This is a genomic window from Micromonospora cathayae, from assembly GCF_028993575.1.
GTDB classification, from domain to species: domain Bacteria; phylum Actinomycetota; class Actinomycetes; order Mycobacteriales; family Micromonosporaceae; genus Micromonospora; species Micromonospora cathayae.
In genome coordinates this window covers 3,398,394-3,418,236 of sequence record NZ_CP118615.1, presented here as the reverse complement: position 1 = coordinate 3,418,236, position 19,843 = coordinate 3,398,394, and the positions used below count along the sequence as shown (strand labels likewise).

20 protein-coding genes are annotated in these 19,843 nt (G+C 70.9%); 10 read left to right on the top strand and 10 right to left on the bottom strand.

Going from position 1 to position 19,843, the window contains the following annotated elements; translation table 11 throughout:
• Positions 1-44 precede the first annotated feature (44 nt).
• Genes PVK37_RS15810 through PVK37_RS15785 form a run of 6 tightly spaced genes read left to right on the top strand, consistent with a single transcriptional unit; the run spans position 45 to position 7,667 of the window.
• Positions 45-1,721 carry an alpha/beta fold hydrolase gene (locus PVK37_RS15810; protein ID WP_275034770.1) on the top strand — a complete coding sequence of 559 codons (1,677 nt, stop codon included), beginning with the start codon at positions 45-47 and terminating at the stop codon, positions 1,719-1,721.
• The gene (locus PVK37_RS15805; protein WP_275034769.1) at positions 1,718-3,700 is read left to right on the top strand and encodes a DUF8034 domain-containing protein; all 1,983 of its coding nucleotides are present in this window, start codon (positions 1,718-1,720) and stop codon (positions 3,698-3,700) included. The genes PVK37_RS15810 and PVK37_RS15805 overlap by 4 nt, the downstream gene beginning before the upstream one ends.
• A complete protein-coding gene (locus PVK37_RS15800) occupies positions 3,690-4,472 on the top strand; it encodes an RraA family protein (RefSeq protein WP_275034768.1) in 783 nt (260 codons plus the stop codon). The genes PVK37_RS15805 and PVK37_RS15800 overlap by 11 nt, the downstream gene beginning before the upstream one ends.
• Positions 4,462-5,517 carry an aldo/keto reductase gene (locus PVK37_RS15795; protein ID WP_275034767.1) on the top strand — a complete coding sequence of 352 codons (1,056 nt, stop codon included), beginning with the start codon at positions 4,462-4,464 and terminating at the stop codon, positions 5,515-5,517. The genes PVK37_RS15800 and PVK37_RS15795 overlap by 11 nt, the downstream gene beginning before the upstream one ends.
• Positions 5,480-6,796, top strand: a complete 1,317-nt coding sequence (locus PVK37_RS15790; RefSeq protein ID WP_275034766.1) for an amylo-alpha-1,6-glucosidase — start codon at positions 5,480-5,482, stop codon at positions 6,794-6,796. The genes PVK37_RS15795 and PVK37_RS15790 overlap by 38 nt, the downstream gene beginning before the upstream one ends.
• Positions 6,789-7,667: an amidohydrolase family protein gene (locus tag PVK37_RS15785; protein ID WP_275034765.1), complete on the top strand. Its 879-nt coding sequence runs from the start codon at positions 6,789-6,791 to the stop codon at positions 7,665-7,667. Before PVK37_RS15790 ends, PVK37_RS15785 begins: the two co-directional genes overlap by 8 nt.
• 33 nt (positions 7,668-7,700) lie before the next feature.
• Here the strand turns inward: PVK37_RS15785 and map are convergent, their stop codons facing one another.
• The gene (gene map / locus PVK37_RS15780) at positions 7,701-8,519 is read right to left on the bottom strand and encodes a type I methionyl aminopeptidase (protein ID WP_275034764.1); all 819 of its coding nucleotides are present in this window, start codon (positions 8,517-8,519) and stop codon (positions 7,701-7,703) included.
• 91 nt (positions 8,520-8,610) lie between these two features.
• Here map and PVK37_RS15775 point away from each other — a divergent pair, with 91 nt between their 5' ends.
• Positions 8,611-8,877, top strand: a complete 267-nt coding sequence (locus PVK37_RS15775) for a helix-turn-helix domain-containing protein (protein WP_275034763.1) — start codon at positions 8,611-8,613, stop codon at positions 8,875-8,877.
• A 42-nt stretch (positions 8,878-8,919) separates the two neighbouring features.
• Here PVK37_RS15775 and PVK37_RS15770 read toward each other — a convergent pair whose 3' ends face one another.
• The 3 genes from PVK37_RS15770 to PVK37_RS15760 form a co-directional block, all read right to left on the bottom strand.
• Positions 8,920-9,507: a hypothetical protein gene (locus PVK37_RS15770; RefSeq protein ID WP_275034762.1), complete on the bottom strand. Its 588-nt coding sequence runs from the start codon at positions 9,505-9,507 to the stop codon at positions 8,920-8,922.
• A gap of 108 nt (positions 9,508-9,615) precedes the next feature.
• Positions 9,616-10,254 carry a class I SAM-dependent DNA methyltransferase gene (locus tag PVK37_RS15765; protein ID WP_275034761.1) on the bottom strand — a complete coding sequence of 213 codons (639 nt, stop codon included), beginning with the start codon at positions 10,252-10,254 and terminating at the stop codon, positions 9,616-9,618.
• Between the two features lie 56 nt (positions 10,255-10,310).
• Positions 10,311-10,652 (bottom strand): DUF6204 family protein, encoded by a 342-nt coding sequence (locus PVK37_RS15760; protein ID WP_275034760.1) that lies wholly within the window; start codon positions 10,650-10,652, stop codon positions 10,311-10,313.
• Positions 10,653-10,992: 340 nt separating this feature from the next.
• On the opposite strand from PVK37_RS15760, the gene rox reads away from it, so the two are divergent.
• Positions 10,993-12,435, top strand: coding sequence for a rifampin monooxygenase (rox, locus tag PVK37_RS15755; protein ID WP_275034759.1), 1,443 nt, complete (start codon positions 10,993-10,995; stop codon positions 12,433-12,435).
• A 9-nt stretch (positions 12,436-12,444) separates the two neighbouring features.
• Complete coding sequence (locus tag PVK37_RS15750; protein ID WP_275034758.1) at positions 12,445-13,068, top strand: hypothetical protein; 624 nt, start codon at positions 12,445-12,447, stop codon at positions 13,066-13,068.
• A 29-nt stretch (positions 13,069-13,097) separates the two neighbouring features.
• Here PVK37_RS15750 and PVK37_RS15745 read toward each other — a convergent pair whose 3' ends face one another.
• Positions 13,098-14,363: a helix-turn-helix domain-containing protein gene (locus tag PVK37_RS15745; RefSeq protein WP_275034757.1), complete on the bottom strand. Its 1,266-nt coding sequence runs from the start codon at positions 14,361-14,363 to the stop codon at positions 13,098-13,100.
• A 142-nt stretch (positions 14,364-14,505) separates the two neighbouring features.
• On the opposite strand from PVK37_RS15745, the gene PVK37_RS15740 reads away from it, so the two are divergent.
• The gene (locus PVK37_RS15740) at positions 14,506-15,264 is read left to right on the top strand and encodes a helix-turn-helix domain-containing protein (protein WP_275034756.1); all 759 of its coding nucleotides are present in this window, start codon (positions 14,506-14,508) and stop codon (positions 15,262-15,264) included.
• A gap of 61 nt (positions 15,265-15,325) precedes the next feature.
• Here PVK37_RS15740 and PVK37_RS15735 read toward each other — a convergent pair whose 3' ends face one another.
• The 5 genes from PVK37_RS15735 to PVK37_RS15715 all read right to left on the bottom strand — a co-directional run bounded on the left by PVK37_RS15735 (position 15,326) and on the right by PVK37_RS15715 (position 19,076).
• The gene (locus PVK37_RS15735) at positions 15,326-15,784 is read right to left on the bottom strand and encodes a hypothetical protein (protein ID WP_275034755.1); all 459 of its coding nucleotides are present in this window, start codon (positions 15,782-15,784) and stop codon (positions 15,326-15,328) included.
• A 417-nt stretch (positions 15,785-16,201) separates the two neighbouring features.
• Positions 16,202-16,432 (bottom strand): hypothetical protein, encoded by a 231-nt coding sequence (locus PVK37_RS15730; RefSeq protein ID WP_275034754.1) that lies wholly within the window; start codon positions 16,430-16,432, stop codon positions 16,202-16,204.
• Positions 16,433-16,435: 3 nt separating this feature from the next.
• Positions 16,436-17,638 carry a helix-turn-helix domain-containing protein gene (locus tag PVK37_RS15725; RefSeq protein ID WP_275034753.1) on the bottom strand — a complete coding sequence of 401 codons (1,203 nt, stop codon included), beginning with the start codon at positions 17,636-17,638 and terminating at the stop codon, positions 16,436-16,438.
• Positions 17,625-17,789: a hypothetical protein gene (locus PVK37_RS15720; RefSeq protein WP_275034752.1), complete on the bottom strand. Its 165-nt coding sequence runs from the start codon at positions 17,787-17,789 to the stop codon at positions 17,625-17,627. The genes PVK37_RS15725 and PVK37_RS15720 overlap by 14 nt, the downstream gene beginning before the upstream one ends.
• A 171-nt stretch (positions 17,790-17,960) precedes the next feature.
• Positions 17,961-19,076, bottom strand: coding sequence for a helix-turn-helix domain-containing protein (locus PVK37_RS15715; protein WP_275034750.1), 1,116 nt, complete (start codon positions 19,074-19,076; stop codon positions 17,961-17,963).
• Between the last annotated feature and the right edge of the window lie 767 nt (positions 19,077-19,843).

Sequence of the window (19,843 nt, the reverse complement as noted above, 5' to 3'; positions counted from 1 at the left end):
CAGAGGCCGTCGTGAAGGCAGGGGATCTCGGGGCGGGTCGGTCGATGAAAGTTTCTTCCCAAGCTCAGGATGAAAGTTGCTTCCGGGTGGGCGGAAGAATTATTCTCAGAGCCGTGCTCATCAGTCAAGTGCCCCAACCAGGGCGAAGAAGCGGTGCGATCGATCGCATCCACGCCTATCTTCCGAACCTGTCGCCCGCCGAGCGCAGGGTGGGCGAGGCGATCATCTCGGGCCCGTCGGACGCGATCGGCATGTCGATCGTGGAGTTCGCCGCCAAGTGCGGCGTCGCCCAGGCGACCCTGACCCGGTTCGCCCAGCACGTCGGCTTCGAGGGCTACCCCGCGCTGCGGCTGAGCCTCGCCAACGACCGGGCCCTGGACGCCCCGGGACGGTCCCACGGTCCCGCCGAGCAGGACATCCAGGCAGCCGCCCAGTTCGTCGCCGACGACTACCTGCCGATGCTCGGCGCGGCCATCCGGCACGCCGCGGCGGTGGAGGTCTGGACGGAACCGGACACCGAGGTGGGCGCCGAGCTGCTCGCCGCCGAACTGAAAGGGCTCGGCGTCCGGGCCAGCTGGTCGAACAAGCCCCGCCACTGGGACGTCGCCGCCAGCGCCCTCCCCCCGGACTCGGTGGTCCTGCTCTTCGGCGACGACGGCCAGCTCGGCACCGACGCCGGCCGGGCGTTGGCGACGGCCCGCGCCCGGGGGGCGTCGATCGGGCTGATCAGCCGGACCAGGTCGAGCGGCGTGCCGAAGTCCGGCGAGTACGTGCTGACCCTCCCCCAGGGCTCCACCCCGGAGTTGGCGTCGATCATCGCCGCGCACTCCGTCACGCAGGTGGTCCGGGACGTCTCCCACTTCGTCGCCGACGGTCCCGCCTCACCGTGGGTGCCCTGGCCGTTCCTCCGGGACGTGCACATCCCGTTCCCCGGTCACGACCCGATCCCGGCCACCCTGCTGACCCAGCCGCCGGACACGCCGTCGTCCAGCCTCGTCGTCCTCTTCGGTGGGCATCGCGCCCCACGGACCCAGGCACTTCCGCCGGGTGTTCCCGAGAACCGCGAGATGCCGAGCCTCACCACCGCCCTCATCAACCGCGGTCACCACGTCCTCGTCGTGGAGAACCCGGGCCACGGCGGACGCAAGCGGGAGTGGGAGGACGCCGCCCGCCTCGTCGGCGACAGCCTGGGCGGCAAGGGTGAGGACGTCCTGGAGACCGCGTGGACCCAGGCGCCGAGCATCATCGACGCCGTCCTCGACCTCCCGGAGGGCATCGACCCCGACCGGATCGCCGTCGTCGGTCAGTCCTGGGGCGGGCTCCAGGCCATGCTGACGACCTCCGGCGACGAACGCGTACGCTGCGTGGTGGCCCTGATGCCGATCTGCTTCCCCACCCGCATCCGCGAGTACGGGAAGTACCGCGGCAAACCGCGCGTCGAGAAGGCCTCCCTGACGGCGGAACGCGGCCGGCACCTGGCCACCCGCCCGCTGCTGCTGGTCTCCGGGCAACTGGACCACGTCGCCCCCTCCGAGGACGTACGGCGGCTCGAGGAGTGGCTCCGGCCGCTCTACGACGAGACCGGCCGGGGCCAGGAGTTGCTGCACGTCCAACTGGCGAAGGTCGGACACACCTTCAGTGCGGACGCCACCCGACGCATGCTCGACTGGGTCGACACCCACCTGCCGCCCACCGGGGCCGCGAAGGGCGGACGACGATGACCACCTCCCCACCGGCCACCGCGAGAACCCGCATCTCGGCCGCGCCCAGCGGCGGCGCCTTTCCCGGCTGGGCGGTGCTCCAGCGCAAACTGCTCGACGAACTCGACCGCGCGTGGCGGCTGTTCCGGGACCGGTGCACCGAGGCCGACGGGCGCGTCCGCTTCGACAACCCCGGCTACCTCAGCTCCCGCGACGCGGTGGACGACTTCTACGAGATCTTCTTCAACTGGCCGGTGCTCGCCACCATCTCCGGCTCCACCGACCTGCTCGACGCGGCCAAGCGACACTGGACCGGCACCACCCGGATGCTCGAGGGCCTGGGCCGGCTGCACGACGAGTACGAGATCGGCTACGACTGGTTCCACCAGGGCGAGGGCAACCTGCTCTTCTACGGAGTCTGCCTGGCGTCGCCGCAGGACCCGCTGTTCGCCGACCGGGCCGCCCGGTTCGCCCGGCTGTACCTGGGCGGCCCACCCGGCAACTACGATCCGGCCCGCAACATGATGCGCGCCATCCACACCGGGTCGGGCGGCCCCCGCTACGGCCTCCGCGACGAGCAGCCGGCCAGGTACCCCTGGACGCGCAGCATGGACCGGTACGGCCTGCCCATCACCTGGCTGCCCGGCATCGACAGCTACGAGACGCTGCTCGCCGACGAGGCCCGGCAACTCCGCCTCGGCGCGGAGATGGAACACCGGATGGGACGCGGCGACGCGGTGGTCAGCCTCGGCGCGACCACCCTGGCGTTGAACGCCTACCTGATGACCGGCGACGAGACGTTCCGGGACTGGATGCTGCGGTACACCGACGGCTGGGTCGAACGGGCCGCCGCGAACGGCGGTGTCGTCCCCGACAACGTCGGCCCGCACGGCACCGTCGGCGAACTCATGGACGGCCGGTGGTACGGCGGACACTACGGCTGGTCGTTCCCGCACGGCCTGGAGAGCGTCGGCAGCGCCGCCCTGATCGCGGCGATCAACTGTCATCTCGTCGCCCCCGACCGGGGCTACCTGGAGTTCGCCCGCCGCCAGCTCGACTTCTGCCTGGACCAGGCCGTCGAGGCCACCCCGGACCGGATCCATCCCGACATGAGAGCGGAACTGGTCCGGCGGCACGGCCTCGACCCGCACGCGCCGACGATCCTCGCGCCGGTCCGCTACACCGACGGCGGACACTTCGACTACCAGCCGCCCCACCTCGACCTGCTGACCGCGCTGTGGAACGTCAGTCAGGACGACCACGACCGGCGGCGGCTCCGGCAGGTACGGCAGGCCAGCTCGTCGGACCCCCGGGAGTTCCGGCTGTTCCGGAACAAGGGTGAGGACGGCCACTGCGAACCGTGGCTGGCCTATCTCGACGGCGAGAACCCGGGCTACCCGCAGGCCGCGCTCGCCGGTGCCCTGAGCGTCCTCTCCCGCCGCCTGGACCTCATCGAGGCCGACACCACCGATCCCCGTGCCATGACCGAGTGGCACTACCAGGCCCTCAACCCGGTCCTGACCGAGGTGCTGTTGCAGCTCTGCTGCGGCGGACCGCAGGTGATCTACAACGGTGGCGTCCTGCAGACCCAGGTCAGGTACTTCCGGCCGGACGGGACCCCCGGACTCCCGCCCGACGTGGCGGCCCTGGTCACCCGGATCACCGCCGACGAGATCGACCTCCAGCTGGTGAACACCTCACTGGCCGGCTCCCGCGAGGTCACCGTCGTCGGCGGGGCGCTCGGCGAACACGTCATCGCCGCCGCGACCTGGTCCACGGTGGACTCCTGGCCCGGCCGGCTCGCCGACCAGTTCGCCCCGACCTCGCCGGCCTCCCGGCACCACCGGGACGTGGCGGCCGGCACGCTGGACGTCGTGCTCGCCCCGGGAGCCGACGTCCGCCTGACGCTGTACCTCGACCGCCACGCCGCCCACCCCACCTACCGGCCGCTCGACCGGACGGCGGCGCACCCCCGATCGGCAGGCACCGATGACCACTGACACTCCCGACTTCGGCTGGCCGCTACCCGTGGTGGGCGAGCCGCCCGCCAGGCCCGACCCGGCGCTGCTGGACCGCTTCGCCACCATCTCCGCGGCGACCGCCTGCGCCATCCTGCACAAACTCGGCATCCGACGGACCTGGATCGAGGGCCCCGAACCGCTGACGGCCGTTCCGCACACCGTCGGGGTGGCCCGGACCCTGCTGCTGCTGCCGCAACGCGAGGACATCGTCAGCGGCGCCTCCCAGGAGTACGTCGAACGCCACTCCGCCCTCTGGCGGGTCTTCGACGACGTCGCGCCGGCCGACTTCCTGGTGGTCCAGGCGAACGCGGCCCGCCGCTCCGGGTGCCTCGGCGAGATCCTGGTCGCGTCCTTCCGCAACCAGGGCGGCACCGGGATCGTCGTCGACGGCCGGGTGCGCGACACCCCACGGCTCAAGGTCAGCCAGGTCCCGATCTGGTGTACCGGCTCGACCCCGCACTACGCCTCCCAGGACGAGCTGTTCCCCTGGGGGTACCACGTCCCGGTCCAGGTCGGCGGGGTCCTCGTGCTGCCCGGCGACATCATCGTCGCCGACGACGACGGGGTCGTCGTGGTCCCGGCCCGGCTCGCCGACACGGTCGCCACGCAGGCCGCCGAGCACGAGGAGTGGGAGGCGTTCAGCCGGGACCGGATCCGCGCCGGGGGCCGCCTGCGCGACTACTACCCGCTCACCGAGACGACCCGACGGGAGTTCGAGGCCAGCCGGGACGGACTCCACCGTGAACCCTGAACCGACGCCGGTACGGCTGCCCGCGGTGGGCATCGGCACCGCCGCGTTCGGCCGGCTGTACTCCCCCGTGTCGGCGCGGACCGCCGCCGAGACGATCGAGCGGGCGGTGCGCTCCGGCATCCGCTACGTCGACACCGCGCCCGGCTACGGCGACGGGCTGAGCGAGCACCGCATCGGCGGCTACCTCGCGGGGCGTACCGGATCTGCGCCGCTCGTGCTGTCCACCAAGGTCGGCACCCTCGTGGACGAGCTACCGGACGTCGACCTCGACGATCCGGACAGCCTGTCGATGCGGCCCGGCAGGGTGCACCGGGGCTGGTCGGTCCGGGAGATCCGGGAATCGGTCGAGGCGTCCCTTCGTCGGCTGCGGACCACGTTCGTCGACGTCGCCCTGCTGCACGACCCGGAGACCCACGAGGACCTGGCCGCCACCACCGGCTACCAAGGGCTGCGGGAACTGCGGGCCGAAGGCGTGGTCGGGGCGATCGGTGTCGGCTGCAACCACGTCGACCTGGCCCTCCGCCTCGTCGAGCGGCTCGAACTGGACTACGTCCTGCTCGCCGGCCGGTACACGTTGCTGGACCAGTCGGCCCTGGGTGAGCTGCTGCCCAGAGCCCTCGACCGGGGCACCCGCATCATCGCCGCCGGCGTGTTCAACTCCGGAATCCTCGCCACCGGCGACCCCGATGGCTTCTACAACTACCGGAAGGCCCCGGCCGACATCGTCGACCGGGTCCGCCGACTCGCCGAGGTCTGCCACGACCACGACGTCGAACTGCGGTCCGCCGCCGCCCAGTTCGCGTCGGGCCACCCCGCCGTCGGTACGACCGTCGTCGGCGTCCGGTCACCGGACGAGGTGACCGCCATGGTGGAGGCGCTGAGCCGACCGATTCCCCCCGACTTCTGGACCGCCCTCACGGCGCGCGGCCTGCTCCCCGAGGACGCCCCCGTACCGCTGCACCCACCCCTGGCCGCGACCACCCGGCCCCGCGACGAACGGCAACCCGATGACCACGGACTTCCACCCCACGGTCTACGACCTTGAGGGGTACCTTCGCACCTCGCCCGACCCCCGGGCCCTGCCGGGCACCGACCACCCGGCGGCGGTGACACCCACGATCGACAGCTACTACCAGGGGCTGGTCGACGCGCTGGGCCGGACCTCGCCGGCCCTGCCGCACCCCTATCTCGTCCCGGGCGCCGAGTACCACTCCCTCTGGACCTGGGACACCTACTTCCTGGGCATGGCCCTCCCGGCGAGCCTCACCGCGCACGAGGTGGGTTCGCTGCGCAACCTGCTCGAACGGCTCGCCGACGACGGCCGACCGCCGTCCCGGATAGACCCGGACGGGTCGGCCGACTTCCGGCACGTCGGGCAGCCGATCCACGCCGCCTGGACGGTGTCCCTGTGCACCCGGCTCGCCCGGCCCGACCTGGCTGCCGAACTGTGGCCCGACCTGCTGCGGCTACGGGACTGGTGGGACCGGCACACCCTCGGCCGGCGCGGCCTCTACCGCTGGGTCCGCGACTCGGGGACCGGCATCGACAACGACCCCGCGCTCTACGGCCGGGGTGGGGACACCGTCGCCCTGGTCGACGTCAACTGCTTCCACTACCGCGAACTGGTGGCGATGGGACTGTTGGCGGAACTCGTGGACGCGCCCGGGGCGGACACCTGGCACGAGCGGGCCGACGCCCTGCGGGCCTCGATCAACACCTTCATGTGGGACGAGGCGCAGGGCACCTACTTCCACCTGGACCTGACCCCGCACCGCTGGAAGACCTTCCAGGAGATCACCTGGGAGGTGCCGCTGCTCACCCAGACCTGGGCGAACCTGTTCCCGCTCTGGACCGGCGTCGCCGACCAACGACGGGCCGACCGGCTGGTGACCGGGCACGTACTCGACGAACGGCGCTTCCGCAGCCGGTACGGTCTCCGCTCGACGCCGGCGGACCAGCGCTTCTACAACAACCAGGTGATGGCGAACCCCTCCAACTGGCAGGGGCCGGTGTGGGGACTGAACACCGCGCTCACCGCGTACGGTCTCGCCCGCTACGGGTACCGCACCGAAGCCACCGCCCTCGCCGACGATCTCCGGGCCACCTTCACCCGGGACCTCGCACGGACCGGGGCGATCCACGAGTACTACGACGCCGAAACCGGCCGACCCCTAGCCCACCCGCACTTCGTCAGCTGGAACCTGCTCGCCACCCGGCTGTCGTCCGATCTCGCCACCGGACACGACCCCACCCGGCTCAGCCGGCCGTCAGGCGACACCGGCTCCGGCCACGCCCCGCCGGCCGGTGGGTCTCCCCGTGCCTGACCAGCTACCGGGCCTCCTCCTCGACACCCACACCCACCTGTGGAACCCGGCGCTCGGCTACCCGTGGCTCAGTGGTGAGCTACGACGGCCGTACTCGCCCGGCGACCTGCGGGAGGCGGTCGCCGCCCGGTCACCCGTTCCGCCCTTCCGGCAGGTCGCGGTGATCCTGGTGGAGGCCGACCGGGGCCCGGACGGCACCGAGACCGCGGAGCACCTCCGGCTCGCGGCGCACGACCCGCTCGTCGTCGGCGTCGTCGGCGACCTACCACCGGGCAGGACCGTCGACAGCCTCCTGGACCTGCCCGGCTCCGAGCGGCTCCTCGGCATCCGTACCTCGGCCCGCCGGTTCGCCGCACTCGACCGCAGCGAACGTCTCGCGCTGGCCGGAGCCCTCGCCACCCACCGGCTCACCTGGGAATTCAACGTGGGTGTGGAGCTCCTCCCGGACGTCGCCGACGTCGTCCGTGCCGAACCGTCGCTGCACGTGGTCCTCGACCACCTCGCCGGCTTCCCGGGCGCCAGGTCACCGGATCTGCCGACCTGGGAACGGGCCGCGGGCCGGCTGGCCGTACGGTCCTCCGTGGGCGTCAAGGTGTCCGGGCTGTTGACCATGGACCGGGATCGCGGCCGGGCGGAAACCGACCGGGCGGCGGCCCGGGTGGTCGACACCTTCGGCCCGGCGCACCTGATGCTGGGCAGTGACTGGCCGGTCTGCCGGCAGGCCGGCACCTGGTCCGAGTCGATCGACCGGGCGATCCGGGCCTGCGGGTTCACCGCCACGTCCGCACCGGCTGATCTCGCCGGGCGGTCGGCCGCCCGCTGCTACCCGCGACTGGACCTCACCGGAGTCCCGGGGACGGCACCGGGATGAGCCGTCCTGGCGAGCGGGCGGGGTGACGGTTGGTCAGGACGTGGTGGCGGGCTTTCCGGTGGGTTCGGCCGGGGTGACGCCGTGGGTGGGGCGGCGGGTCAGGACCCGGGGGCCGGATTCCGTCACGGCGACGGTGTGTTCGGAGTGGGCGGTACGGGAGCCGTCGGCGGAGCGGATCGTCCAGCCGTCGGCGTCGAACCTGATCCGGTCGGTGGAGCGGCAGAACCAGGGCTCGATGGCGATGGTGAGGCCGGGATGCAGTTTCAGGCCACGGCGGGGACGACCGTCGTTGGCGACGTGCGGGGCCTCGTGCATGGTGCGGCCGATGCCGTGGCCGCCGAACTCGCCGTTGACGCGGTAGCCGTAGGAGTGGGCGACCTCGCCGATCGCGGCGGAGACGTCGCCGAGCCGGCCACCGGGTCGGGCGGCGGCGATGCCGGCCTCCAGGGCGACCTCGGTGGCCTCGATCAGTTTCAGGTCCTCCGGGTCGGGGGTGCCGACGATCACGGAGACCGCCGAGTCGGCGACCCAGCCGTCGATGCCGACCGCCATGTCGATGCTGAGCAGGTCGCCGTCGCGCAGCACGTAGTCGTGCGGCAGGCCGTGCAGCACCGCGTCGTTGACCGACAGGCACAGCACGTTGCGGAACGGCCCGCGACCGAACGAGGGAGCGTAGTCCCAGTAGCAGGATTCGGCCCCGCGTTCGGCGATCCGGCGGCGGGCGTGGTGTTCGAGGTCCATCAGGTTGACGCCGACCGCGGCGACCCCGCTCAGCTCGGCGAGCAGCTCGCCGACGAACTGGCCGGTCACCGCCATCCGGTCGACCTCCTCGGCGGACTTGAGCTCGATCACGACGGCCTCCCTCTCCCCGGTGTCGGTATTTTTATACCGGCATTTTTATACCACGCCCGGTCGGGGGACGCCGGAGGGCTATCCTGCTGGCATGGTCCGCCAACCACTCACCGCCGAACAGATCGCCGCCGGCCAGCGCCTCGGAGCCGCCCTCCGGGCGGCGCGGGCCGGTCGCAGCCTGGTCCAGGTGGCCCTGGCGGCCGGCATCTCCCCCGAGACGCTGCGCAAGATCGAGGCGGGCCGGCTGCCCGCACCGGCGTTCGGCACCGTGGTCTGCCTCAGCCAGGCCCTCGACGTCCCCCTCGCCGACCTGGCCGACGTCTGGCTGGCCGACATGCCCGTCCGCCAGGCGTCCTAGCGTCCCGGTGCCACCGGGCCGGTAGCGCCCCCGGAACGACGGCTAGCGCGGCTGGTACCACAGGTACGGACGATGCTCCCCGGGCAGCGACAGATCGACCCGCCGCAGCGGGAGTCGCTCCAGCGCCGTACGGGACGTCCACTCGTCCGGCAGGATCCGGAACAGATGCGCGGTGATCGGCCAGTCGTCGACCAGCCAGTCGTTCACGGCTCCCGCCACCGCCTCCGCCAGTGCGGCGTCCTGTCGATCCTGTCGAAGCCAGAAGGTGACCATCGCGGATTCCGGCGGGAAGCCGCACACCGTCCGGGGTTCAGCCCGGACCCGGCCCAGGTACTCGTGGAGCGGGTTCAGGTAGAGGCAACCGAGCGCTTCCTCCTCGCAAGAGTCGAGGAGGAGGAAGGTGAAGGCACGGCGGGCCTCGTGGTCGGCCTGGTGCTTCGCCACCTGCTCGAGTTCCCGCCGCAGGGTGAACCCGTCGGTGGGCCACCGGCCGTCGCTGTGCACCCGGATGACATCCGGGCTGGCCAGGTAGGCGGCATAGTCCAGGGTCGCCACGTCCACGGTCAACGGCCTCGCCACGAACACGGCGTGCCGCAGCCGGTCCGGCACCCGCACGTCCGGGCCGAGCATGATCCACCTCCTTCGGGACGGCCGCCATACTCACACACCGCAGGCCGTTCAGGCGTCCGGATTCCGGTGCCGGCCGGGTCGGCAGTCGCGGACCCGGCCACCCCCGGCTCAGCGATGGGCGAAGACGAAACCACCCTCGACGTCGGGGGCCGGCCGGTGTGTCAGCTCGGCCTCGACGGTGAACCCGGCGGCCTCCAGCCAGGCCGCGACCCGCTCCGGCCGGCGGCGATGCACGTGGACGTGCATCGGGTGACCGCCGTAACCCTCGGTCTTCAGTCGACTGCCGTCACCGGCGTGGAACCCGAGCAGCACCACACCACCCGGCCGCAGCACCCGCCGGAACTCGGCGAGGACCCCCGGTACCTCGTCGTCGGGGACGTGGATCAGGGAGAACCAGGCCAGCAGGCCGGTCAGCGAGTCGTCGGCCAGGTCGAGCCGGGTCATCGAGCCCACCTCGAACCGCAGGCCGGGATGGTCCCGCCGGGCCACCCCGATCATCCCGGGTGAAAGGTCGACACCCAACACGTCCAGGCCGAGGCCGTCCAGGTACCCGGTGATCCGGCCCGGACCGCACCCCACGTCGGCGACCACGCCCGGCCCCTGAGCCCGTACCAGCTCGGCGAAGAGCGCGAGGATGCCCCGCTGGAACGGTTCGGCGGCGAGCGCGTCGCGCAGCAGGTCGGCGTAGCTGACCGCCACCGTGTCGTACGAGGTCCGGGTGTCGTCGAGCCAACCGGGAACAGCCATGCGCCGCACGATAACGACGCCGGCCGGGCGACCGGTGTGCGGGCCTGTCCCGACCGTCACCCGGTTGGGTGTCCCCGGCGACGGATCTTGATGCTGTCCAGGTCGGTCGCCACCGACGTGAGGTCGCGGTAGTCGGCACCGAGCCCGCGGACGGCCGCCCCGGCGAGCGCCTCCGCCCTACCGGTCACGACGGATTCGCCGTCCTCCTCGGTGGCCGGGACCAGGCAACGGAAGGTGAACCCGAGCAGGGACCGCTCGTAGGTCAGGGTGCCCTCCTCGGTGAACCTCGCCTGGTACACGTCGTGATCGTCGGCCCTGGCGAGCAGATCGGCCCGTTGCCTGTCGTCCAACGGCGGGAACTTGCCGCGCACGATGACCTGATACGACTTACCGGCCATGAGCAGGGACCTCCGATTCTGGCCGGACCCCCGGCGTGGTCGACACAGCACTGTGGGCGACACCCTATCGAGAGCACCCGGAAACGCGGGGTGGTTTTCTGTGGCGGACGGAACCGGCCCACCGGCGCGGACCCACGCTGCCGTTCACCCCGTCGATAACCGGTGGACCGGACGGAACGACCCCCGGTAGTTTGCGGCCGACCGTGACACCGGCCGAGGAGGTGAGACCCATGAACGCGGTATCGACGTGGGCGCTCCCCCTTCCCGTCACGGCCGGGCGGCTGACGTAACCGTCGCCGGGAGCGCCCCACCAACAGGGCACTCCCGAAAGGCAACACTCATGCGCTCTCTGTCGTACGACGTGATCATTGCCGGTTGCGGACCGACCGGTGCGATGCTCGCCGCCGAACTGCGGCTGCACGATGTGCGGGTACTCGTCCTGGAGCGGGAAACCGAACCGGTGTCGTTCGTCCGCATCGTCGGCCTGCACATTCGCAGCATCGAACTGATGGCCATGCGCGGGCTGCTGGAACGGATTCTCGAACGCGGCAGACGACGTCCGGCCGGTGGCTTCTTCGCCGCCATCGACAAACCCGCACCCCAGAACCTGGACACCGCGCACGCCTATCTGCTGGGCATCCCGCAACCGGTCCTCGTCCACCTGCTCGAAGAACATGCGATCGAACTGGGTGCACAGGTGCGGCACGGTCGTACGGTGGCCGGTCTCGACCAGGACGACGACGGGGTGACCGTCGAACTGGCCGACGGGGAACAGCTGCGCTCGCGATATCTGGTCGGCTGCGACGGCGGACGCAGTACGGTACGCAAAGTGCTCGGCGTCGGCTTCCCCGGCGAACCCGCGCGGACCGAGACGCTGATGGGCGAGATGAAAGTGGGTGTGCCGCCGGAGGAGATCGCCGCCCGGGTGGCCGAGATCCGCGCGACCGACAAACGGTTCAGCCTCCAGCCGTTCGGCGGCGGGGCCTATCGCGTCGTCGTCCCGGCCGTTGGGGTCAGCGACCGTGCGGAACCGCCCACCATCGAGGACTTCCGGCACCAGCTGCGGGCCATCGCCGGAACCGACTTCGGTGTGCACTCCCCGCGCTGGTTGTCGCGCTTCGGGGACGCCACCCGGCTGGCCGACCGGTACCGGGTCGGGCGGGTGCTGCTGGCCGGCGACGCCGCCCACATCCATCCACCCATCGGTGGGCAGGGCCTCAACCTGGGCGTACAGGACGCCGTCAACCTCGGCTGGAAGCTGGCCGCACAGGTGCACGGCTGGGCACCGGACACCCTGCTGGACACCTACCAGGCCGAACGTCGCCCGGTCGCCGCGGACGTGCTGGACAACACCCGCGCCCAGCTGGAACTCACGTCCACCGAACCGGGCCCACAGGCCGTACGCAGGCTGCTCACCGAACTGATGGACCTCGACGAGGTGAACCGCCACCTGATCGAGAAGATCACCGGGATCGGCGTCCGGTACGACCTCGGACCTGGCCCCGACCTGCTCGGCCGCCGCCTGCGCGACCTCGACGTGGCACCGGGCCGCCTGTACGGTCTGCTGCATCGCGGCCGTGGCCTGCTGCTGGACCGTACCGGACGGCTGACCGTCGGCGGCTGGTCGGACCGGGTCGACCACCTCGCTGATCCCACCGACGCACTGGACGTGCCGGGCCTCCTGCTACGCCCCGACGGACACGTCGCCTGGATCGGCGACGATCAGCTGGACCTGGACGCCCACCTCACCCGCTGGTTCGGCCAGCCCAACCAACAGATCTAGAGTCTCTGCGTGTCGATCGACCTTGAGGCGTCGTTGCCGAGAGCCATCCCGCTCGCCGCCGTGCTGATCGCCGCACGGAGCACTCTGGCGGATCTTGTCGGCGTCGAGGTGGCACCCGAACTGGACGTTGCCGTCGACCGCCGATACGAACGGGGACGCCGCGTCGCCGCCGGCCGGCACCTTCATGGAGCCGAACTGATGTCCACCACCATCGGTGACCCTATTGCCCGCGACACCGACGGTTCACCCGCCGCCATCCACTATGAAATCGACATCGCCGGTTACCACGACGGCGTCCGGCTGATGGTCATCGACCACGCTCCGGAGACCGGTGGCGAGGTCGAGGCCGTCTTCAGCCCCTATCGCACGTGTGTGAGCGTTGTCGTCGCAACGGCCCTGGCGCTGGCCGCCGCCGAACTCGGGGGCGGGACGTTCATCGACGAACAGATTCGGATGCTGCGGCCCGGCGGGACCGTCCCACGCGACGTCGTCATGACGACCCGCCTGCCACCTGAACAAGGTGACTTCGTCACGGGATGCGAGCGCTACCTTCGACAGTTCCCGCACCTGGGAGACTGGCCACGCGACGTGTCGATGCCTGTCCGGACGTCGAACATCCCGCCGCCGAGCTGAAACGCCTGTGCCGGTCGAGGAGGGCTTGGTCAAGCAGATCCGTACAGGCATCGCCCTGCGGCTCGTGCAGCCGGGGTGGTGACCTCTTGGGTGTGACTGTCGGCGTACAGGTAGGCACGGGCCGCGTCCACCAGGTGCGCGGCCCGATGCTCGGCCGGTAGCCACCGCCAGCCGGCCCGCCCGGTGGCCTTCTCGTGCCAGCCGATCGCGTCCCGGGCGTCGCAGCATTCGACGGCTGCGGCGGTGCGGGCCAGGTCCACGGCTGTCGGGCCGAACCCGGTCCGGTGGTAGTCGTGGCCGTCCCCGACCCGGGCCGCCATACCGGCCGCTTCGTCGATCAGCTCAACGGCAGCCGGTTCGTCCCCGCCCTGTGCCGCCGCCAGGGCGGCCTGGATGAGCAGGGTGCCGCACAGGGACAGCTCGGCCGGGGTGCCGTACTCGATCACCGGCGGGGCGATCCGGTACGCGGCGGCGAGCAGCACCGACTTCGCCTCCCGGACCCGGCCGGCGGCGCGCAGCACCTGGCCGAGTTGCACGGCTGCGGCGGCCACCAGAGCCCGGTCCCCGGTCGCGGCGAGCATCGCCCGGTCCACCGCCAGCCACGCCAGCTCCGCCTGCCCGAGCTTCACCAGCAGCGCAGCGACGATCCGGTACGCCTCCACCAACGGCACCCGCCCGGGACCGGGCTGCTGGGCGTGGGTGCGGTGGGCATCGGTGAGCAAATCCGGGGCCAGGTCGATCACCTGCTGGTACCGGGCACGCTGGAACGTCGTCCACGCATACCCCACCTCCCGGAGCATCCGGTCCACGGGCAGCACCGGCCGACGGCCCGCCGGCCGGGCAAGCGGAATCTCGTACCGGGACAACGCGGCCCGGATCCGCTCCACACCCTCAGCACGTTCGGACACCTCGACCGGCGGCACGCCCCGACCCACCAGGACCGCCGGATCGATCCGCAACACCGCCGCGATCTCCTGAAGCGTCGACAGCTTGTCCAGCGACCGGACACCCCGCTCCACCTTGTCCACCCAACTCTTCGACTTACCGAGCCGATCGGCGAACAACTGCTGCGACAACCTCCGCCGACCCCGCCAGTACGCCACCCGCCGCCCCACCGGCAGCCGATCAGTGTCGTCCACGACGCCACCGCCGGTCCGGTACCGCCCGGTGGTCTCCTCCACCGGTATCCGCTCCGCCTCGGCCAAGTCGAGCAGCCGACGCTTCGCCGCCTCCCGTTCCGCCTGCTGGAGCTGCTCTCCCCGGCTCACCGCCGGGTCGTCGCCCGCACCCTGCATCTCTACCTCCGTCGGCAACGCGGCGGCACCTGCCGACGCCGCACAGCGTCCACAATGACGCCTACTTGTCGCCGATCGCGACGACTCAAAGAGCGACAAAGCAGCCTCTTAGCCGGCGACATCTAGACGACATACCGCTAGAGTGGCGGTCATGACCGCCCCGAACACCGCCTTGCGCGCTGTCCGCACCGGAATGCGTATGAGCCAGGACGACTTCGCTCGCGCGCTCCAAGCCGCCGGCCACCGGGTCGGCGAACCCAACGACGCCAACAAGAGACTCGTCCAGCGGTGGGAGTCCGGGGCGATCGCCGCACCGCGACCTGTCTACGCCCGCGCGCTGGAGGTCGTCACCGGCCTACCCATCTCGCTGCTCGGCTTCGCGGCAGTGCCCGACGGCCAGGTCGCCGACGACGAGCACGGTGGGCACGATTTGACGTCTCCCACGTCCAGCCTGGCCACACCGACGCCCACGTCCCGGCCGGCCTCCACCTACCGGTCGTACGAGGGCGTCTGGCTCAGCCGCTACCAGTACTTCTCCAGCGGTCGGGAAGAGTCCTTCGCCGGGCAGCACTTCGTGGTGGTGCTCCAGCACGGCGACCGGCTGACCGTCCGAAGCCTGCCCGGCTCGGCGACATCGTCGCTGTCACTCGACCTCACCGTGGACGGTGCAGTCATCACCGGCACGTGGGTGGAGCAGACCGACCCGGCCGGCTACTACCGGGGTGCCCGGTACCACGGTGCCATCCAGCTTCTGGCTGAGCCCACGGGCCGACGGATGGCCGGCAAGTGGGTCGGGTTCGGCAAGGACATGGACGTCAACACCGGCCCGTGGGAACTCGTCTTCCAGGACGCCTCCACGTCCAAGGCCACGCTGGACCGGTACAACACGCCGGCGACGTAGCGACCGCTCGCGGGGCAGGTCGACGGCAGGTCGGCCTGTGGCTGCCCGGTCGCCGCGCCGGTCACGCCAGCTCGTCCGCTTCCCACACGATCGACTCCGCCGCGTGCACCATGTCATGTTCGAGCCCAGCGCGATCGGCCGCGCTGTCCTCCCACAGGTCGGCCAGGAAGGCGAACGTGGCAAGGGGTTCCGGAAACCCCAGAGACCCGGCATAGGCCGCGATGGCTTGCGCGCCGTCCACCGGCGCGACGGCCCCGGCCACCATTCGTCGTGCAGCCAAGACCGCCATCTCCCAGACCGCCTGGTCCTCGTCCGGCAGCGCGGGCAGACCCAACTCGGCGACCACCCGGTCCAACAGCTCGCGTGCCTCGCGGTACTCGCCTGCCGAGAGCCCGGCGAGTTCCCGCAGCGATGGGGTGTCCAGCCCTTCGGCAAGCGCTTCTGCCGCGATCATCGGCAGTTCCTCGCTCGCCAGCTCACCTGCGCGGACCCGCACCCCGGCGTCTCGAATGTCGATCACACGCCGAGTGTCGGAACTGCACTGGTCTTCGTCCACCGGTTTCGACATCCGCCTACATCGACGGCGGAGCCACGCAGGTGAGACCGGAGCCAGGCCCATCGACCCTGGACCTGGCCGGAGACCTCGGCGGACGGGGACTCTCGACGTCGGCCCAGGTACCGCAGAGCGCATGCTCCGCTTTCGGGTGGGAGATCCGCGCTCCAGCCGACGTGCTCCGAATCTGACCGTCAGGTGCTGGCATGCTTCGCTGCCTTCTCGCTGCCTCCGGGCCAGCACTGGTCGACAGAAACGAGTCAAGGCCCCTCGATTGAGGGGCCTTGAGCTTGCCGTATTTATGGTGGGCGATACTGGGATCGAACCAGTGACCTCTTCGGTGTGAACTGTCGGCAGGCCGGTCGGATCGGGTGCCGTCCGAGGTCATCGGGCCTGCTGGGGGTCGTCCCGGTCGGGTTCGGTCGGGGAGGTTGCTGTACTTCGCTGCTGTACTTCCTCGGCGGTACGGAGGACGTTGCGGGCGGCGGTCGCTACCGGGCAGTCCGGCGTCCGGCAATGGCCGTCGGGTCCGGGTCGGTGCTGGCGGAGGACGGTACGGGCGGTGAGGATCAGCCGGTTGCGGATCTGTGCCAGGGACAGGAACGGCGCGGTCACCAGTCAGCCCACCCCGAGGGTCACGGCGAGCTGCGTAAGGCTGGTCGGGGCGTGCGGATCGCGGGCGATCTCGGCGAGCACCTCGCGGGCGACCGGTCGGTGCCGGATCTCGGCCGGTGCGGTGTGTTCCGCCTCGACCAACACCCGGGCGGCGCTGGCCGGATCATCGGCGTGCAGGTAGGCGCGGGCCGCGTCCACCAGATGCGCGGCTCGATGCTCGGCCGGTAGCCACCGCCAGCCGGCCCGACCGGTCGCCTTCTCGTGCCAGCCGATCGCGTCCCGCGCGTCCCCGAGTTCGACGGCGGCGGCGGTGCGGGCCAGGTCGACGGCGGTCGGCCCGAACCCGGTCCGGTGGTAGTCGTGCCCGTCCCCGACCCGGGCCGCCATACCGGCCGCTTCGCCGATCAGCTCAGCGGTCGTGGCATCGTCCCCGCCCTGTGCCGCTGCCAGAGCAGCCTGCACGAGCAGCGTTCCACACAGGGACAGCTCAGGCGGGGTGCCGTACTCGATCACCGGCGGGGCGATCCGGTACGCGGCGGCGAGCATCACCGACTTCGCCTCCCGGACCCGGCCGGCGACCCGTAACACCTGACCGAGCTGCACGGCTGCGGCGGCCACCAGAAACCTGTCCCCGGTCGCGGCGAGCATCGCCCGGTCCACCGCGAGCCACGCCAGCTCCGCCTGCCCGAGCTTGACCAGCAGCGCGCTGACGATCCGGTACGCCTCCACCAACGGCACCCGCCCCGGACCGGGCTGCTGGGCGTGGGTGCGCTGCGCATCCGTCAACAGATCCGGGGCCAGATCGATCACCTGCTGGTACCGGGCGTACTGGAACGTCGTCCACGCGTACCCCACCTCCCGGAGCATCCGGTCCACGGGCAGCACCGGGCGACGGCCCGCCGGCCGGGCAAGCGGGATCTCGTACCGCGACAACGCCACCCGGATCCGCTCCACACCCTCAGCCCGCTCGGCCACCTCGACCCGCTCGACATCCCGGCCCAACAGGACCGCCGGATCGACCCGCAGCACCGCGGCGATCTCCTGAAGCGTGGACAACTTGTCCAGCGACCGAACACCGCGCTCGACCTTGTCCACCCAACTCTTCGACTTGCCCAGCCGGTCAGCGAACATCTGCTGCGACAGCTTCCGCCGACCACGCCAGTACGCCACCCGACGCCCCACCGGCAACCGGTCAGGACTGTCCACGCCGCCACCGCCGGTCAGGAACAGCGCGGGTGGTTTCCTCGACCGGTATGCGTTCCTTCTCCGCAAGGTCCAGGATTCGTTGCCTGGCGGCTGCCCGTTCCGCCTGCTGGATCTGCTCGCCTCGGCTCTCGGCCGGCGCATCGTCGCTCATCCCCACCTCCGTTTGGTAGGGGCGCGACGGCATGCTGCTGGGGAAGGACCGACACCGCCGCGCCCGGCTCCAGGCGGGTCACGGAACTACCGGCTACGACAACCGGGACGAACCCACCTGGTCACAGCATCGGGTGATCAGACGGTCACGCTCCAGGTAGCACACGTCCAGTCATGCGTCCAGGGACACGGCCAACTCCCCGACAAGAGCGGACAACCGGCCGGACCGGTTCCGGGCAGCGATAGACCGCGCTCGTTCCACCGACTGCGCCGCACCGTCGCGCTCACCGATCGCCAGTTGCGCACCGGCCAAGTGGCACACGTATGTGCCGGTCCAGTCGGCCGAAGCCGAGTCCGCGTCCAGGCCGTCGAGGCCAGCGGTCAACAACTCCACCGCCCGTTCGTGCTGGCCCAGCGCGGCCCGGGTGGTACCGGCCTCCAGGTCGAAGAACGCCCGGTCCCGGTAGTAGTCCCACGGCGGCATCTCGCCCCCGTACTCCAGGGCGGCTATCGCTCGATCGTCGGCCGCCACCGCCGTACTGACCGCCGCCTGCGCGTCGCCAGCGAGGACGTACGCGCGGGCCAGTTGATAGTGGTCGTACGCCAACTGCCCCGGCGACATACCCTGCCTGGTCAACGCCGCCCGCGTCACCCCGAGCAGCGCGCCGATGTCGCCTGACTGCCCGGCCAAATCCGCCCGGAACGACAACACCGTCCCCACCAGCGCCTCATGCCCGCTCTCGACCGACCACTCCAACGCCTGGTTCAACCAATGCCGCGACCAGCCATGATCCCCAGCGGCGATACCCAACCAACCAGCGAACTGCGCCCACTGCGCAGCCTGAAACACCAACCGACCACGCAGGTCATCATGCGCCTCACTCGCCAGGTGACTGACGAGATCAAGATTGGCCTGGACCGCCGGCATGACGGCGGCAGCGCCAAGAACATCGTCAAGGCGGCGTTGACTCGCCAGAAGGTCCGCCAGGGCATCGACCGTAGCCGGATCAGTCCGCGTCGGATGACGAACGGCAAAGGCGATGCGGTCGGCACCGTCGTCCGGCAACTCAGGCGGACGAGCCAACGCGACAAGCCGACCACCCGCACCCAACGCATCGTCCAAACGTTGCGCCACATCATCACTCGGCTGCCGACGCCCCGCCTCCAGGTCGTGAAGCTGGCTCTTGCTCTGATACACCACGTGCGCGAGAGCACGAAGCGAAACCCGCGCCTCGGCACGCAACCGACGAAGCTCCGCACCGAAACGCGGATCAGCAATAGGCGACACGACGCACTCCCAGGTAGAGGGCTGGGGCGGCGGACCCGTCGGCCTCTACCCCGACGGGCCGCCACAAAGGACGCTACACCCGCACCACACGACCACGTAACTCCCCGCGCTCGCTCGACTACACCTCCGCGCTACACCCGCAAAGCCAAGGACGCTTCGATGCCTGCGGCTGGCCGATGATCTCCGACCCCTCGCTTGTAAGCTCTGCGCGCTCCGTCCGGGCGCGTCCGCGCACGTCCCTGACGTCGGCCGCTGATCCGTAGCCCTCCGTACCCGGCCCTCCACGTCTGGCCCCTGTTGCTGTCACCGTTGCTGTCGACAGCAACAGAGCCACGTGCGTCCGGGACAGACTGCCAGCTTGGGAATCGGGTTGATCTGTGCTCTCGGTGGCCTTACCGACTGACCCGCGAAGCACAGAGAGTCCGGTTCACGGTCGGCCGACTGACCACTGATAGCCGGTGTTGACCGCTGCGTCGGGCACGCACCGGGCACGGTGCCCCCTTAGCTGTCCGGCGCGCCCGGCGTCGTTCGTCTCGTACGTCAACCCAGTTGACTCCCCAAGGGCTTCCCGTGAGCGCAGCTTGACCGCGGTGCGGTTTCAGCAAAAGTCGACGTGCAAATTGCATGCCTCATACCGCCCTTGCAGACTTCATGGCGTGCCGAAGGTTTGGTGGTCAGAGGCAACGCATGGTCTATCCACCTGGGTCGCCGCTCACCTGCCCCGTGCCCAGACACCGTTGACTCAGAGCCACCCTCCGAACTACGAC